The sequence below is a fragment of the Streptomyces sp. 3330 genome (assembly GCF_031456635.1).
GTDB lineage: Bacteria > Actinomycetota > Actinomycetes > Streptomycetales > Streptomycetaceae > Streptomyces.
Genome location: NZ_JAVDVA010000023.1, coordinates 49,248 through 64,985 on the forward strand (window position 1 = coordinate 49,248; position 15,738 = coordinate 64,985).

A 15,738-nucleotide genomic window follows, 5' to 3' on the forward strand; every position below is an offset into this window, starting at 1 on the left:
ACGAGGATGGAGCCCATGTCACAGACCAGCAGCCCGCTTCCCCGCGAGGTCGCCGACGCGTACGTCGACCACCTCATCGCCCTCGACCCGGTGACCGGCACCTACCTCGGCGTGCAGGAGAGTTCGAGCCGTCTGCCCGACTACTCGCCCGCCGGCCGGGAGGCGCTCGCGCAGCTGGCCCGGGACACGCTGGCCGCGCTCGACGAGGCCGAGCGGCGGCCCGGCGCCGACCGTGACATCGAGCGCCGGTGCGCGCGCCTGCTGCGCGAGCGCCTGACCGCGGAACTCGCGGTGCACGACGCCGACGAGGCACTGCGCGCCGTCGGCAACATGGCCACCCCTCCGCATCACGTGCGCGAGGTGTTCACCGTGACGCCGACGCAGACCGACGCGGACTGGGCGGCGGTCGCGGAGCGGCTGCGCGGGGTGCCGGCGGCCCTCGCGGGCTACCGGGAGTCCCTGGCCCTGGGCCTGGAGCGCAAGCTGTACGCGGCGCCGCGCCCGACCGCCACGTTCGTCGGACAGCTCACCGAGTGGTCGGACACGGACGGCGAGGGCAACGGCTGGTTCGAGGGCTTCGTGTCCACCGGGCCGGACGCGCTGCGCGCCGAGCTGGACGAGGCCGCCCGCACGGCGACCGCGGCCGTCGTGGAGCTGCGGGACTGGATGCGCGACGTGTACGCGCCGACGATCGAGAACGCGCCGAACACCGTCGGCCGGGAGCGCTACGCCCGCGCGGCCCGCTACTTCAACGGCACCGACCTCGACCTCGACGAGGCGTACGCGTACGGATGGGCGGAGTACCACCGGCTGCTCGCCGAGATGAAGAAGGAGGCCGAGAAGATCCTGCCGGGCGCGGAGACCCCCTGGGTGGCTCTGGCCCACCTCGACGAGCACGGCACGCACATCGAGGGCGTCGACGAGGTCCGCGACTGGCTCCAGGGCCTGATGGACCAGGCGATCGAGGCGCTCGACGGCACGCACTTCGAACTCGCCGAGCGGGTACGGAAGGTGGAGTCGCGGATCGCCCCGCCCGGCGGCGCGGCCGCCCCGTACTACACGCCCCCGACGGAGGACTTCTCGCGGCCGGGCCGCACCTGGCTGCCGACGATGGGGCAGACCCGCTTCCCGGTCTACGACCTCGTCTCCACCTGGTACCACGAGGGCGTCCCCGGTCACCACCTCCAGCTGGCGCAGTGGGCGCACGTCGCCGGGGACCTCTCCCGCTACCAGGCCTCCATCGGCATGGTCAGCGCCAACTGCGAGGGCTGGGCGCTGTACGCGGAGCGGCTGATGGACGAACTCGGATTCCTCACCGACGCGGAGCAGCGGCTCGGCTATCTGGACGCGCAGATGATGCGGGCGGCGCGGGTCATCGTCGACATCGGCATGCACCTGGAGCTGGAGATCCCGGCGGACTCCCCCTTCCACCCGGGCGAGCGCTGGACCCCGGAACTGGCCCAGGAGTTCTTCGGCGGGCACAGCAGCCGCCCGGCGGACTTCGTGGAGAGCGAGCTGACCCGCTATCTGACCATCCCCGGCCAGGCGATCGGCTACAAGCTCGGCGAACGGGCCTGGCTGCTGGGCCGGGAGAAGGCCCGCGAGCGGCACGGTGCCGCCTTCGACCTCAAGTCCTGGCACATGGCGGCCCTTTCGCAGGGCTCGCTGGGCCTGGACGACCTGGTGGAAGAGCTGGCGCGGCTCTGAGGCGCGGTGCGGGGCCGGGAGAGGCGGAGAGCCGCCCGCCCGGCCCCGAACGGGCTGTCAGCAGCCGCAGTTCTCCGCGTCGAGGGGCGCCGTGAGCGGATCGGCGGCGCGCCGCTCGCCGCCCTCCCAGGTCTCGTAGGCGAAGCCCTCCCGCACCCAGTACTCGAAGCCTCCGAGCATCTCCTTGACCCGGTAGCCGCGTTCGGCAAGCGCGAGGGCGGCGCGGGTGGCGCCGTTGCAGCCGGGCCCCCAGCAGTAGGTGACGACCGGCACGTCAGGGTCGAGGAGCTGCGCGGCCTGCTCGGCGATGAGCGCGGTGGGCAGGTGCACGGCGCCCGGGATGTGGCCCTGGTCCCAGGACGCGGTGGAGCGGGAGTCCAGGACGACGAAGCCGGGGTCGCCTCCGGCGGCGAGGGCCGCCGCCACGTCGGAGACGTCGGCGTGGAAGGCGAGGCTCGCCCGGAAGTACGCGGCGGCCTCGGCCGGCGCCGCGGGGGCGACGCGCAGGACGGGGTCGACCGCGGTCGCGGCGGCCGTGCCGGTCGTGGCGGTGAGCGGGGTCATGGGGGTCATCGCGGGGCCCTCCCGAGGGGTTCCGGCTGGTCACTGCTCTCTACGACCCGAAATCTACGACCGGTGATCCCCCTGCCTGAAGGGGCGTTCCCCGGCCTGAGCCTTGCCCTGCCGGGGATTCCCCTGCTATTCCTCGCTCATGACCGCGTATTCCCCGGACGCCACCGACTGGCGCATTCTCGAGGTCCTCCAGCGCGAGGGCCGGGCCAGTTTCGCCGACCTGGCCCGTGCCGTGGCGATGTCGGCGAGCGCCGTCACCGAGCGGGTACGGCGGCTGGAGGAGGCGGGCGTCATCCAGGGGTACGCGGCCGTGGTGGACCCCGAACGGCTGGGGCTGCCGATCCTGGCCTTCGTGCGGCTGCGCTACCCGAACGGCAACTACAAGCCCTTCCACGACCTGGTGGCCGTCACGCCCGAGATCCTGGAGGCACACCATGTGACGGGCGACGACTGCTTCGTGATCAAGGTCACCGCCCGGTCGATGCGGCACCTCGAAGAGGTGTCGGGCAAGATCGGCGCGCTGGGGTCGGTGACCACCAGCGTCGTCTACTCGTCGCCGCTGCCGAGGCGTCCGCTGGGCCGGTAGCCCCGCTGCCGCACCAGCGACCCCGATCTCCCCTTGACGACCTCCAGCTGGGCGTGGATGCGCCGCCGCAGGTCGGCGACATGGCTGACGATGCCGACGCTGCGGTCGCGTTCGCGCAGCGAGTCGAGGACGTCGAGGACCTCGTCGAGCGTCTGGTCGTCGAGGCTGCCGAACCCCTCGTCGATGAAGAGGGTGTCGAGGCGGACCCCGCCCGCCTCGTCCGTCACCACGTCGGCGAGACCCAGGGCGAGGGCGAGCGAGGCGAAGAAGGTCTCGCCGCCGGACAGCGTGGCCGTGTCCCGCTCGCGCCCGGTCCAGGCGTCGACGACGTGCAGTCCGAGCCCGCTGCGGCCGCGCCCGGCCCGGTCGTCGGAGTGCACGAGGGTGTAGCGCCCCGAGGACATGCGGTGCAGCCGGACGGTCGCGGCGGCGGCGACCTGTTCCAGGCGGGCGGCCAGGACGTACGCCTCCAGACGCATCTTGCGCTCGTTGTCGGCGGAGGTGCCTGCGGTGAGCCCGGCCAGGCGGGCCACCCGGTCGTACTCCTCGCGCAGCGGCCCGAGCCGGCGTACGCCGTCGCTCGCCCGCGCGGAGAGCTGGTCGAGTTCGGCACAGCGGCGGGCGGCGGCGTCCTGGGCGGAGGCGGCCGTGCGCAGCCGCTCGGCCGCGGCGGCCGCGGCCCGTTCCGCGGCCGCGAGGTCGGCGGGCGGCTGCTGCGCCGCGGCCACGGTCTCGGGTTCGGCGAGGACCGCCCGTACGGCGGCCTCCTCGGTCTGCCGGGCGTCGAGCCGCCGTTGCAGCTCACGGTGGGCGGTGTCGTCGAGGAGGGCCTCGGCGGCGGCCCGCGGGGTGTCGAAGCCGGCCCGGAAGGCGGCTTCGTCGAGGCGTCCGTCGGCTGCCTTGAGGCGCTCGGCGCTCCCCTCGGCGGCGCGGGCGGTGTCGGCCGCGTCGGTGAGCCGTGCGGCCAGCACCTCCAGTTCGGCGGCCCGCGCGGCCACGCTCTCCGCGGGGCCCCTGACCTGCGTCAACTCTTCTTCCAGCGCGGCCCGTTCGCGCTCCAGGCGCTCGCGGTGGCCGACCCGGGAGGCGGTCCGCACCGCGGCCTCGCGGTGCGCCTCCGTGCGGCGTTCGTGCTCCTGCTCGGCCTGGCGCAGCTCCTCACGCGCGGGATGCAGCGCGGAGGCTTCGCGGCGCGCCTGCGCGTAGCCCTCCTCTCCCTCCCGGGCTTCGGCGGCGAGCCGGTCGGTCGGGGTGTCGCCCGCCTCCGCGGTCGCCGCGGCGAGCGCCTCTCGTACGAGGCCGAGCTCGCGTTCGTCCTGGGCGTGCCGTTCCTCCGCGCGCCGCGAGTCGGTGAGCGCCCGTTCCTCGGTCTCGCGGTCGACGTGCCCCGCGACCTTGCGGGCGGGCGCGGGATGCTCGGTGGCGCCGCAGACGGCGCAGGGCGTCCCGTCGGCGAGGGTCGCGGCCAGTTCGGCGGCGATGCCGTTCAGGCGCTGTTCCTTGAGGTCGAGCCAGTGCGCGCGGGCCGTCTGCGCCTGCTCGCCGGAGGCGAGGGCCTTGCGCTGGGCGGCCTCCAGGTCGCGGGCCAGCTCGTCGCGCAGGCGGGCGGCCTTGAGGCGCCGCTGCAGGGGCTCGCGCCGGCCGTCGAGCTGTTCGGCGCGGGCGGCGGCCTCCTGGGCGGCCTCGACGCGGGCCTGGAGACCCGCGCGGACGGTGTCCCAGTCCGCGAGCCAGGCCTCGGCCTCCGTCAGGACGTCCTCGTCGTCGCGCTCGCGCCGGTCCAGGTCGGCCCGCTCGGCCACCAGCGCGGCCAGCCGTAGCTCGCCCCGGCGGGCCGACTCCAGCCCGCCCAGTTCCTCGGCCGTCCGGCGGGCGGCGGCGGCCAGCCCGGCCGCGCCTGCGTCCGCGAACCGCCGCGGCAGCAGGTCCCGCGCGCGGGCCGCCCGGGCGGAGGCCTTCGTGTGCTCGGTCGAGGCGGCCTCGCGCAGTTCCAGCGCCGGCGCCACCGACTCGGCCTTGCGCGCCCGCTCCATCCGCGCCTGCGCGTCCCGGTGGTCGTCCGCCCGCTCCTCCAGTACGGCGGCCCGCTCGCGCGCGTCGGCGAACCGGCGCTGGAGCCGGGCCCGTTCGCGTACGTCCTCCAGCGTGCGTTCGGCCGCGGCCTGCGCGGACTCGGCGGCGAGACGGCCGCAGTGGGCGGTCGTCAGCAGCTCGCGGGAGGTGCTGCGGGCGACGGCGGCCGCGGCCAGGACCGCCTCGGCGAGCCCAGGGTCCCCCGGGGCGAAGGGGGGCAGCTCCATGGCGTCCCCGGCGACCTGCTGCATCCGGTGGGCGTCGGCGAGCAGGGCGGAGTCGCCGTCACGCACGCGTGCCTCGGTGCTGCGGCGGCGCTCGACGAGCCGCTTCTCGACCTCGGCGAACCGCCGGGTGTCGAAGAGGCGGCCGAGGAGCCGGCCGCGCGCCTCGGCGTCGGCGCGCAGGAACCGGGCGAAGTCGCCCTGGGGCAGCAGCACGACCTGGCAGAACTGCTCGCGGCTCATGCCGAGCAGCTGGGTGATCTCCTCGCCGATCTCCTGGTGGGAGCGGCTGAGGTCCTTCCAGGCGCCGGCGACCGCGTCGTACTCGCGCAGCCAGCTCTGCGCCTTCTCGACCGTCGTGCCCGTGCCGCGCTTCTTGGGCCGCTCCCAGGGCGGCTGCCGGGTGACCTCCAGCCGGCGCCCCGCGACGGTGAGTTCGAGGGTGACCTCGGTGCGGGCGCCCGGCGCCGCGTGGTCACTGCGCAGGGTCAGGCCCTGGCCGCTCTGCCGGGCGCCGGGCACGGAGCCGTACAGCGCGTAGCAGACGGCGTCCAGGACGGAGGTCTTGCCGGCGCCGGTCGGCCCGTGCAGCAGGAAGATCCCGGCGGCGGAGAGCTCGTCGAAGTCGACGCTCTGCGGGTCGCCGAAGGGGCCGAAGGCCGTCAGGTCGAGCCGGTGCAGCCTCATCGCGCCACCTCCCGCACCGCGTCGTCCGCGCGCACCGCGTCGAAGGCGTCCCGCAGCACGCCCTGCTCGCGTGCGTCGGGGCCCGCGCCGCGCACGTGGGCGACGAAGTCCTCGGCGATCTCCTGGTCGCTGCGGTCGGCGAGGCGCCGGGCGTAGGACACGCCGGGGTCGTCGGGGGCGCGCTCGGGGGCGAAGACGAGGCTGAGCGTGTGCGGGAAGCGTCGGGTGAGCCGGGCCATGGGGTCGGCCGGGCGGGCGGCGTCGGTGAGCGTCGCCTCGACCCACGCCTCCTCGTGCCGGGTGAGCGCGGGGTCGGCGAGGAGTTCCTCCAGGGGGCCGCGGACCCGGGCCAGCGCGCGCGGTACCGGGCAGTCGATCCGCTCGGCGTCGAGCTCCCCGTCGGCCCCGAGGTCGATCAGCCACATGGTCTTGCGGTGCTCGCTCTCCGAGAAGGAGTACGGCAGCGGGGAGCCGGAGTAGCGCACGCGTTCGGTGAGGGTCTGGCAGCCGTGCAGGTGTCCCAGCGCGGTGTAGTCGACGCCGTCGAAGACCCCGGCGGGCACCGAGGCGACCCCGCCGACGGTGATGTCCCGCTCGCTGTCGCTGGGCTCGCCGCCGGTGACGAAGGCGTGGGCGAGGACGACGGAACGCGTCCCGCGCGGGCGGGTGGCGAGGTCGGCGCGGACCCGGTCCATGGCGGCGGCCAGCACGCTCTCGTGGCCGGCCTTCTCCACGCCGAACTCGTCCTTCACCAGGGCGGGTTCGAGATAGGGCAGGCCGTAGAACGCCACGTCCCCGTGGGCGTCGGCGAGCACCACGGGCGTCCCCGCGGCGGCGGGATCGGTGCGCAGGTGGATGCCGGCCCGTCCGATCAGCCCGGCGCCGACGCCGAGCCGGCGGGCCGAGTCGTGGTTCCCGGAGATCATCACCGTGGGCACGCCGAGGGCGGCGAGCCGGTGCAGGGCGTCGTCGAACAGTTCGACCGCGGCGAGCGGAGGCACCGCGCGGTCGTACACGTCTCCCGACACGACCACCGCGTCGACCTCGCGCTCACGCACGGTCGCGACGAGGTGACCGATGAACTCGGCCTGGGCGCCGAGCATGTTCACCCGGTGGAACGCCCGGCCGAGATGCCAGTCGGAAGTGTGCAGGAGCCTCATGATCCCCGAGACTAACGGCCGGGTCTGACATCACGGGCGGTTACTCCCGTATCGCACCGTCATACCGGCCGACATAAAGGAGCGTTACGGACATTCCACCCATGTGTCCGTCGACGTGTCACGCGTCACGCACCGCCGGATCGTCTCCGCCGCGCGACGGGCGCCGCCGCCCCGCGCGCCACGACTCACGCGTCCCCGTAGGCCTCCCCGCCCAGCTCGAACCCCGCCGTCCCCGCCGTCGCGTCCGCGAGCCAGGCGCGGAAGGCCTCCACGTCGGCGTCCGGCAGGCCGATCTCGATGGTGACCTCCTCGCCGTAGCGGACGTCGCGCACCGCGCGGCCCGTCGAGTGCAGGTCGTTCTGGACCTTGCCCGCGCGCTGGTGGTCCACGGTCACCGTGGCCAGGCGGAAGCGGCGGCGGGTGAGGGTGCCGAGGGCGTCGAGGGCCTCGCCGACCGCGCCCCCGTAGGCCCGGATGAGACCGCCCGCGCCGAGCTTGACCCCGCCGTAGTAGCGGGTGACGACGGCGACGACGTACCGCATGTCGCGGCGCAGCAGCATCTGGAGCATCGGGACGCCCGCCGTGCCGCCGGGCTCACCGTCGTCGCTCGCCTTCTGGACGGAGGCGTCGGCGCCGATGACGTACGCCCAGCAGTTGTGGGTGGCGTCCGCGTGCTCCCTGCGGACGGACGCGACGAAGTCCTGCGCCTCCTGCTCGGTGGCCGCGGGGGCGAGGGCGCACAGGAAGCGGGAGCGGTTGACCTCGGTCTCGTGCACGCCCGCGTGGGCGATCGTGCGGTACTCGTCCTGCATCCGGCCAGCCTATGCGGTGATCGCGGAGTCGCCGTCGCCGAGGGGCGGGCGACGGTGTGCCCGCACGCCGCCCCGCAGGCGGAGCAGAAGGGCCACCGCCGGTGGCGCGTGATGTGCCCGACCGGTGCCGACTGCTTCTCCACGCTCGGCTACCAGCCGGGCACCGCCGCCCTGGCGGCCGGTCCGCCGTCCCCGCTCGCGATGCTCGTGCCGATCGCGCCGACGCCGCTCGGCGCGCTTCCCACCCGCGAGGTGCTGCGCCGCGCGGGGCCCGGTCCCGGGCGGCGGCCGCGCGTGCGCGTCGGCTAGCCCTCCCGCGGCTTGCGGCCCCTCGGCACGGTCATCGACGTCAGCAGGGCCGTGCCCGCCGCGAGGGCCCGCCAGCCGGGCCCGTGCCAGTCCAGGACGGCGATCGCCGACGTGGGGAACTTCAGCCGCACCTCGTCCAGGATGTCGTCCGGTCCGTCCCCCGCCAGGCCGAGGACCAGTTCCCCGAGGCCGGGGTTGTGCCCGACCAGCAGCAGCGTCCCGACCTCGGGGGGCGCCTCGTGGACGACCTCCAGGAGGCCGGGGACACCGGCCCCGTAGAGCCGCGGGTCGAAGCGCACCGGGGGCGGGGAGTCCCACTCGGCGGCGGCCAGTTCCCAGGTCCCGCGGGCGCGGGCGGCGGTGGAGCACAGGGCGAGGTCCGGGACCTGCCCGGCCGCGGCGAGCGCGCGGCCCGCGGCCGGCGCGTCCCGCAGGCCGCGCGGGGCGAGCGGCCGCTCGTGGTCGGGGACGCCGTCCGGCCAGGCCGACTTGGCGTGCCGCAGCACCACCAGCCGGCGCGGCGCCGTCCCCCCGCCCGGCCCGGTCACGCCGGGGTTCCGATGTCGCGGGTGAGTTCGAGGCCGAGGAGACGGTCGGCGTAGGCGAAGCTCTCGAAGCGGGCGCCGTCCGGCAGCTCGGGCCCCGCGGCCTCCACCCACCGCAGCACCCGCAGCACCGCGGGCAGGTCCAGGTCGTCCTCCCAGGCGGTCCGCAGCCGTCCGCGCACCTCTTCGGGAACCGGCCGCGAGGGCCGCCGAGCCCACCGGGCGACGGCTCGCCGCCAGCCCGCGAGGGTGTCCCGGGCCTCACCCAGCGCGTCGGCGTCGAGCCGCAGGGGTTCGGTGCGGGGCCGGGAGAGAAGGGCCAGCCGCAGGACGGCGAGGCCGGTGTCCGTCCCGCCGGCGCCCCGGCCCGATCCCGGCCCGCGGGGCACCGCGCCCTCCGCCGGCGCGACGGCGACGCACACCCCGTCGGGGGTGCGGCCGCCCTCCGCCACCACGTGCAGGATCTGCGCCTCGCCGACCCCGGCGCCCGCGCCGAGGTCGCGGCCGTCCTCGAAGGGGTGCATGCCGAGGGCGGTGGCGGCCGCCCGGAGTTCCGCCTGGTCGCGTTCGCCGGACAGCTGCGCCCACACGGGCGTGCCGCCGAGCTCCAGCGCGCGGAAGAGCAGATCGGCGACGAGGAGGACCCGCAGCGATGCGGCTCCGTACCCCGAGGCGTGCGCCTCCACCCGGGTCAGGCCACGGCGGACGGGGGCGGCGACGACGGACTCGCCGGTTCGGGCGTCGATGATGCTCAGCACGAGGCGAGCCTAGGCGGGTGGGCGCGACTTCGCAGGCAGGGACCGGAATCAAGGCCTGGCGCGAGCTGTTGTAGGCGGGGACTGTCCCTTTCCGATCTCAAGGAGGCCGCCGGTGCACGGCGACGAGGCAACGATCCGCAGGATCCTCACCGGACTCGGCGACACCTGGGCCGTCGTCGGCCTGTCGACGAACCGCGGACGGGCGGCCTACGGGGTCGCCGAGGTGCTCCGGCGCTTCGGCAAGCGGGTCGTACCCGTCCACCCCAAGGCGGAGACGGTGCACGGGGAGCAGGGGTACGCCTCCCTCGCCGACATCCCCTTCGAGGTGGACGTCGTGGATGTCTTCGTCAACTCCGAGCTCGCGGGCGCCGTCGCGGGCGAGGCGGTCGCCAAGGGCGCGAAGGCGGTGTGGTTCCAGCTCGGCGTCGTCGACGAGGCCGCCTACGACCGGACCCGGGCCGCGGGTCTGGAGATGGTCATGGACCGCTGCCCGGCGATCGAGATCCCCCGGCTGGGCTGACCGGGCGGGGCACTCCGGGCCGGTCCCGGGCCCGCCCACAATGTGCGGGTGAGCACCGACTCCCCTTCCCCCCACCACACTCCCGTCGTCGTCGTGGGCGCGGGCCCCGCGGGTCTCACCGTCGGCAACATCCTGCGGGCCGCGTCCGTCGACTGCGTCGTACTGGAGACGGAGAGCCGTGCGTTCACAGAACGGCGGCCGCGCGCCGGAGTCGTCGAGGAGTGGGCCGTCCAGGGACTGCGCCGACGGGGCCTGGCCCACAACCTGTCGGCGCGGGCCCAGCAGCACTCCGTATGCGAGTTCCGCTTCGGCGGTGAGCGTCACCGCTTCCCCTACACGGAGCTGACGGGTCGTCATCACTGGGTGTACCCGCAGCCGTTGCTCGTGACGGACCTCGTCCACGAGTACGTCGACGTCCGCGGGGGCGACGCCCGCTTCTCGGTGCGCGACGTCGCACTGCACGACCTCGACACGGACCGCCCCTCGGTGTCGTACACCTGCCCCGACACCACGCAACGACAGGTGCTGAACTGCGACTTCGTCGTGGGAGCCGACGGGGCGCGCGGGGTCAGCCGGGCCGCGCTGATGCCGGAGCGGGCCCGGATCGCGCGGCACGACTACGGCGTGGGCTGGCTGGCGCTGCTCGCCGAGGCGCCCCCGTCCGCCGACTGCGTCCTGTTCGGCGTCCACCCGAACGGGTTCGCCGGGCACATGCCCCGCAGTCCCGAGGTCACCCGGTACTACCTCCAGTGCCCGCCGGGCGACGATCCGGAGAACTGGCCCCACGACCGGATCTGGTCCGAGTTGCGGCTGCGTCTCGCGGGCGCGGGGGCGCCGCCGCTCGCCGAGGGGCGGCTGATCGAGAAGCGCGTGCTGGACATGCACGACTACGTGGTCGAGCCGATGACGTACGGGCGGCTCTTCCTGGCCGGGGACTCGGCCCACCTCGTCGCGCCGATCGCCGCGAAGGGCATGAACCTCGCCCTGCACGACGCGTTCCTGCTGGGCGACGCGCTGGTCGCCCGTCTCGACGGCGGTGACGGCGCGGGCCTGGCCGACTACTCCCGGGCGTGTCTGCGCCGGGTGTGGGACTACCAGGAGTTCTCGCAGTGGCTGTCCGAGGTGTACCACGGGCCCGCGGCCGGCGACCCGTTCCGCGCGGGCACGACGTCCGCCCGGCTGCGCCGCCTGTTCACGTCTCCCGCGGCCGCCACCGCCTTCGCGGAGCAGTACCTGGGAACGGCCGGGCGGTACCGAGTCAGTCGGTACTGCGTCAGTCGTGCGGCGGCTCGTCCCCGAGCCGGTGGTCCGCCACGTTCAGCGCCTCGTCCACCAGCCGGCGCAGATGGCCGTCGGAGAGCGAGTAGACCACCCGGCGGCCCTCCTTGCGGGTGCCCACCAGTCCGGCGAGGCGCAGCCGGGCCAGATGCTGGCTGACCGCCGGCCGGGCCGCCCCGACTCCCTCCGTCAGCGTCGTCACATCGGCCTCGCCCGCGGTCAGCGCGTGCAGCAGGGCGAGCCGGGTGCGGTCGCCGAGCAGGGCGAGCAGCTCGGCGGCGAGGGCGAACTGCTCCTCGCCGGGCGTGCGCGGATGCGCATGGTGTGCAGGTGACAGGTGCATGCGTGCGCTCATACGCACATAATGGCGGGGTGGGCGCACGCGCGTCCACCTCGGCGCACCGGAAGGGATCGACGTGAGCGAGCGGCACGACCACGAGCACGGCCACCGGCACGACCGCGGGCACCCTCACGACCACGCCCACGAACACCCGCACCACCACTCCCCCCACTCCGCGCACGACCACCCGCCCGCCCACGCCTCCTCTTCCCCCTCCCCCGGGCCGGGCCTGCGCCATCGCCTCGCCCACCTCCTCACCCCGCACTCGCACGAGAGCGCCGACAAGCTCGACCCGGCCCTGGAGTCCTCGGCCCGGGGCATGCGCGCGTTGTGGGTCTCGCTGGCGGTCCTGGGCGTGACGGCCGTCGCGCAGGCGGTCGTGGTCGCGCTGTCCGGGTCGGTGGCGCTGCTCGGCGACACGGTGCACAACGCGGCGGACGCGCTCACGGCCGTACCGCTGGGCATCGCCTTCGTGCTGGGCCGGCGGGCGGCCACCCGCCGCTTCACCTACGGCTACGGACGGGCGGAGGACCTGGCGGGCATCGCGATCGTGCTGACGATCGCCGCGTCGGCGGCCTTCGCGGGATGGACCGCGGTCGAGCGGCTGATGAACCCGCGTCCCGTCGAGCAGGTCGGCGCGGTCGCCGTGGCCGCGCTGGCCGGTTTCGCGGGCAACGAGTGGGTCGCGCGGTACCGCATCCGGGTCGGACGTTCGATCGGCTCGGCCGCGCTCGTCGCGGACGGGCTGCACGCGCGCACGGACGGGTTCACCTCGCTGGCGGTGCTGCTGGGCGCGGGCGGCTCGGCGCTCGGATGGCAACTCGCGGACCCGGTGGTGGGGTTGGCGATCACCGCGGCGATCGCCCTGGTGCTGCGGGACGCGGCGCGCGAGGTGTTCCGCCGGGTGATGGACGCCGTCGACCCGGCGCTGGTCGACCGGGCCGAACTGGCGCTGCGGGAGGTCGAAGGGGTGCACGCGGTCGGCGAGTTGCGGCTGCGCTGGATCGGGCACCGGCTGCGGGCCGAGGTGGCCGTCGTCGTGGACGGCGAGGCGACGGTGCGCGAGGCGCACACGATCGCCGTGGCGGCCGAGCACGCCCTGCTGCACGCCGTGCCGCGCCTGACGGCCGCGCTGGTCCACGCGGATCCGGCGCCGGTGCCGGGCGAGGACGACCCGCATCTGGCCCTCGCCCATCACACGGCGGCCTGACCTCAGGCCAGGCCGAGCCCTTCCAGCACCACCGCGCCCGGCAGTTCGGCGAACGCCTTGCCGGGCACGAGCAGCTTCCCGCGCCGTCGCCCGCTGCCCACCAGGACGTACGGCAGGTCGACGACGGCGGAGTCCACCAACACCGGCCACCCGGAGGGGAGTCCGATCGGCGTGATGCCGCCGTACTCCATCCCGGTCTCCCCCACCGCCGTGTCCATCGCCGCGAACGAGGCCTTGCGGGCGCCGAGCCGGCGGCGCACGACCCCGTTGACGTCGACCCGGGTGGTGGACAGCACGACACACGCGGCGAGGGTCGTCCCGCCGCCCCGCTTGCCGGCGACCACCACGCAGTTGGCGGACTGCTCCAGCAGCTCCCGGCCGTAGTGCTCCACGAAGACGGCCGTGTCCGCCCACTGCGGGTCGGTGTCGACGTGGACGAACTGCTCGGCGGGCACGCTGCCGCTCCAGTTGCGCACGGCGTCGGCGACCGGGCCGACCAGCTCGTCGAGACAGTCGGGGGCGGGGGTGGCGGTGTCGAAGTGTCCGATGGGTGCGCGCATGACCGCACGCTAACAAGACCGGCCCGCGCGCGGACGCCGCGTCTCAGTGCACGGGCGGCACCGAGACGGCCATCACCATCTCCATCGGCGCCTCGCCCCGGTTGCCGTAGACGTGCGGGACGCTCGCCTCGAACGAGGCGCTCGCGCCGGTCGGGACGCGGTACTCCTCGCCGTCCACGGTGAGCGTGAGTTCGCCCGCGGTGACGTGGACCAGCTCGACGGTGCCGACGGGGTGGGGTTCCGAGGGGCTGCTCTCCCCCGGCATCAGCAGCCAGTCCCACATCTCCAGCGGTCCGGGCGCCTCCGCTCCGGCGAGCAGCCGGTTGTAGCTGCCGGCGTCGGTGTGCCACAGCCGGACCGCCTGATCGGCCGGGACGATACGGACCTTCGCGCCCCGTTCGTAGTCGAGGAGCGTGGTGACGCTGATGCCGAGCGCGTCACCGATCTTGACCACCGTGCCGATGCTCGGGTTGGTGCGGGCCTGCTCGATCTGGATGAGCATCCCGCGGCTGACCCCGGCCCGGGCGGCGAGCACGTCCAGGGTGAAGCCGCGCACCGCGCGCCAGTGCTTGACGTTGCGCGCCAGGGACTGGGTCAGGAGTTCGAGGTCCGACACGTTCCGTCCACTTCGGGAGTCCAATATTCTGGATGCCAGGATCCACTTCCCTGTACTACCGTGGGGTGCACCTGATCGTGCACCGAACTGTACTGCGAGGGCCCCGTGACAGCACTCTTCGCCCTGGCCACCAGCCTTCTGTGGGGCCTGGCCGACTTCGGCGGGGGGCTGCTGACGCGCCGGACCCCGGCGCTCACCGTGGTCGTGGTCTCGCAGTCGATCGCGGCCGTCGTCCTGGGGGCGATCGTGGTCGCCACCGGAGGGTGGAGCGAGGCCGGCCCCCGCCTGTGGTTCGCGGTCGCGGCCGGGCTGGTGGGACCGGTCGCCCTGTTCTCCTTCTACAAGGCGCTCGCGCTCGGCCCCATGGGCGTCGTCTCGCCGCTGGCCACCCTCAGCGTGGCCGTGCCGGTCTCCGTCGGACTGGTACTCGGCGAGCGGCCCGGACTCGTCCAGGTCGCGGGCATCGCGGTCGCGGTGATCGGGGTCGTCCTGGCGGGCGGCCCCCAGCTGAGGGGCGCCCCGGTGCAGCGGCAGGCCGTCCTGCTCACACTGGTCGCTGCCCTCGGCTTCGGCACGGTGTTCGTCCTGATCACCGAGGCGTCCACCACGGTCACCGGCCTGTTCCTCGCCCTGTTCGTGCAGCGCGTGACCAATGTGGCCACCGGCGGGGCGGCGCTGTACCTGGCCGTCCGGCGCGGGACGCCCGCGCTTCCCGAGGGCGGTTCGACCTGGTCCGCCCTGCCGGCGTACGGGTTCGTCGGGCTGGCCGACGTCGCCGCGAACGGCACCTACGCCGTCGCCGCCCAGCACGGCCCGGTCACGGTGGCCGCGGTGCTCGCCTCGCTCTACCCGGTGGTGACCGCCCTCGCCGCGCGCGGCTTCCTGCGGGAGCGGCTGCGCGCGGTCCAGGCGGCGGGCGCGGGCCTCGCCCTGGTCGGCACGCTGCTGCTGGCGACCGGGTGACCTAGGGGTCCAGCCGGGCCAGCGCGGCCGCCGTCTCCTCGTCCAGTCCCGACAGCGCGACCAGCTGGTCCGAGGTGACCCCGTCCGGGATGGGCACCGGCGCCGGGGTGCGCAGCGGCGGCTGCCAGCCCTCGGCCGGCGTCCAGCGCCGTACGACCTTGGCGGGCGCCCCCGCGACGACGCTGTGGTCGGGCACCGTGCCGCGCACCACCGCCCCGGCCGCGACGACGACGTTCCGTCCGATCCGCGCGCCCGGCAGGATCACGGCACCGGTGCCGATCCAGCACCCCGGGCCGATCTCCACGGGCTCCATGCGGGGCCACTGCTTGCCGATCGGCTCGTGCGGATCGTCGTAGGAGTGGTTCGTCGACGTGACGTAGACGTAGGGACCGAAGTAGCAGTCGCTGCCGATGGTGACCGTGGTGTCGGCGATGACATGGCTGCCCCGGCCGAGCACCACGCCGTCACCGAGACGCAGGATCGGGTCAGGACCGAGGTCCAGGTCGGGCATCAGACCGGCGGTCAGGGTGACCTGTTCGCCCACGATGCAGTGTGCGCCGAGATGGATCCAGGGCTCCCCGAAGACGGTGCCGAGCGGGAAGGCGAGCCGGGTGCCCGGGCCGATCGAGCCGAAGCGGAAGCGTCCGGGGTGCTCGGCGGTGACGGAACCCGTGCGCTGCACCCACGCCCAGCCGGCGTGGACGGCGCGCTGCACCAGTCGACGCCGCCATGATGAGAACGTGTTCCAGGGCTTCGGCACCCGCTCACCGTACTCAGCGCGCGGTGCGGCCATACGCCGAAGCCCCTGTGATCTTCG

16 protein-coding genes and 1 pseudogene are annotated in these 15,738 nt (G+C 74.8%); 7 read left to right on the plus strand and 10 right to left on the minus strand.

Annotated features, from left to right (window positions below):
* The first annotated feature begins 15 nt into the window (after positions 1–15).
* Positions 16–1,707 (plus strand): DUF885 domain-containing protein, encoded by a 1,692-nt coding sequence (locus J2X68_RS31025; RefSeq protein ID WP_310435914.1) that lies wholly within the window; start codon positions 16–18, stop codon positions 1,705–1,707.
* Positions 1,708–1,764: 57 nt separating this feature from the next.
* Here J2X68_RS31025 and J2X68_RS31030 read toward each other — a convergent pair whose 3' ends face one another.
* Entirely contained in the window at positions 1,765–2,280 is a 516-nt protein-coding gene (locus J2X68_RS31030) for a rhodanese-like domain-containing protein (RefSeq protein ID WP_310435915.1), read from the minus strand.
* A gap of 139 nt (positions 2,281–2,419) precedes the next feature.
* Between J2X68_RS31030 and J2X68_RS31035 the strand changes: the two genes are divergently transcribed.
* The gene (locus J2X68_RS31035; protein ID WP_054240409.1) at positions 2,420–2,866 is read left to right on the plus strand and encodes an Lrp/AsnC family transcriptional regulator; all 447 of its coding nucleotides are present in this window, start codon (positions 2,420–2,422) and stop codon (positions 2,864–2,866) included.
* Here J2X68_RS31035 and J2X68_RS31040 read toward each other — a convergent pair.
* The 3 genes from J2X68_RS31040 to J2X68_RS31050 all read right to left on the minus strand — a co-directional run bounded on the left by J2X68_RS31040 (position 2,827) and on the right by J2X68_RS31050 (position 7,822).
* The gene (locus tag J2X68_RS31040) at positions 2,827–5,850 is read right to left on the minus strand and encodes an SMC family ATPase (RefSeq protein WP_310435916.1); all 3,024 of its coding nucleotides are present in this window, start codon (positions 5,848–5,850) and stop codon (positions 2,827–2,829) included. The genes J2X68_RS31035 and J2X68_RS31040 overlap by 40 nt on opposite strands.
* Positions 5,847–7,010, minus strand: a complete 1,164-nt coding sequence (locus J2X68_RS31045) for an exonuclease SbcCD subunit D (RefSeq protein ID WP_310435917.1) — start codon at positions 7,008–7,010, stop codon at positions 5,847–5,849. The genes J2X68_RS31040 and J2X68_RS31045 overlap by 4 nt, the downstream gene beginning before the upstream one ends.
* A gap of 185 nt (positions 7,011–7,195) precedes the next feature.
* Positions 7,196–7,822, minus strand: coding sequence for a YigZ family protein (locus tag J2X68_RS31050; RefSeq protein WP_310435918.1), 627 nt, complete (start codon positions 7,820–7,822; stop codon positions 7,196–7,198).
* A 54-nt stretch (positions 7,823–7,876) separates the two neighbouring features.
* Here J2X68_RS31050 and J2X68_RS31055 point away from each other — a divergent pair, with 54 nt between their 5' ends.
* Positions 7,877–8,131, plus strand: coding sequence for a hypothetical protein (locus J2X68_RS31055; protein ID WP_399041266.1), 255 nt, complete (start codon positions 7,877–7,879; stop codon positions 8,129–8,131).
* Here the strand turns inward: J2X68_RS31055 and J2X68_RS31060 are convergent.
* Both J2X68_RS31060 and J2X68_RS31065 read right to left on the minus strand, forming a co-directional pair.
* On the minus strand, positions 8,128–8,679 hold the full coding sequence (locus J2X68_RS31060; RefSeq protein WP_310435919.1) for a histidine phosphatase family protein: 552 nt from the start codon (positions 8,677–8,679) through the stop codon (positions 8,128–8,130). The genes J2X68_RS31055 and J2X68_RS31060 overlap by 4 nt on opposite strands.
* A complete protein-coding gene (locus tag J2X68_RS31065; RefSeq protein ID WP_310435920.1) occupies positions 8,676–9,434 on the minus strand; it encodes a hypothetical protein in 759 nt (252 codons plus the stop codon). Before J2X68_RS31065 ends, J2X68_RS31060 begins: the two co-directional genes overlap by 4 nt.
* A gap of 112 nt (positions 9,435–9,546) precedes the next feature.
* On the opposite strand from J2X68_RS31065, the gene J2X68_RS31070 reads away from it, so the two are divergent.
* Entirely contained in the window at positions 9,547–9,954 is a 408-nt protein-coding gene (locus J2X68_RS31070) for a CoA-binding protein (protein WP_310435921.1), read from the plus strand.
* A 48-nt stretch (positions 9,955–10,002) separates the two neighbouring features.
* Positions 10,003–11,208: pseudogene (locus J2X68_RS31075) on the plus strand (4-hydroxybenzoate 3-monooxygenase); the annotation flags it as partial.
* A gap of 19 nt (positions 11,209–11,227) precedes the next feature.
* Here the strand turns inward: J2X68_RS31075 and J2X68_RS31080 are convergent.
* Entirely contained in the window at positions 11,228–11,587 is a 360-nt protein-coding gene (locus J2X68_RS31080) for a metalloregulator ArsR/SmtB family transcription factor (protein ID WP_310435922.1), read from the minus strand.
* 61 nt (positions 11,588–11,648) lie between these two features.
* Here J2X68_RS31080 and J2X68_RS31085 point away from each other — a divergent pair, with 61 nt between their 5' ends.
* A complete protein-coding gene (locus J2X68_RS31085; RefSeq protein WP_310435923.1) occupies positions 11,649–12,782 on the plus strand; it encodes a cation diffusion facilitator family transporter in 1,134 nt (377 codons plus the stop codon).
* A 2-nt stretch (positions 12,783–12,784) separates the two neighbouring features.
* Here the strand turns inward: J2X68_RS31085 and J2X68_RS31090 are convergent, their stop codons facing one another.
* Together J2X68_RS31090 and J2X68_RS31095 are read right to left on the minus strand one after the other, a co-directional pair.
* Positions 12,785–13,342: a YbaK/EbsC family protein gene (locus J2X68_RS31090; protein ID WP_310435924.1), complete on the minus strand. Its 558-nt coding sequence runs from the start codon at positions 13,340–13,342 to the stop codon at positions 12,785–12,787.
* 43 nt (positions 13,343–13,385) lie between these two features.
* Complete coding sequence (locus J2X68_RS31095) at positions 13,386–13,958, minus strand: XRE family transcriptional regulator (RefSeq protein ID WP_310435925.1); 573 nt, start codon at positions 13,956–13,958, stop codon at positions 13,386–13,388.
* A gap of 105 nt (positions 13,959–14,063) precedes the next feature.
* On the opposite strand from J2X68_RS31095, the gene J2X68_RS31100 reads away from it, so the two are divergent.
* Positions 14,064–14,921, plus strand: a complete 858-nt coding sequence (locus J2X68_RS31100; RefSeq protein WP_310435926.1) for a DMT family transporter — start codon at positions 14,064–14,066, stop codon at positions 14,919–14,921.
* A gap of 1 nt (position 14,922) precedes the next feature.
* On the opposite strand, the gene J2X68_RS31105 is transcribed toward J2X68_RS31100, so the two are convergent.
* Complete coding sequence (locus J2X68_RS31105; protein ID WP_310435927.1) at positions 14,923–15,714, minus strand: acyltransferase; 792 nt, start codon at positions 15,712–15,714, stop codon at positions 14,923–14,925.
* Between the last annotated feature and the right edge of the window lie 24 nt (positions 15,715–15,738).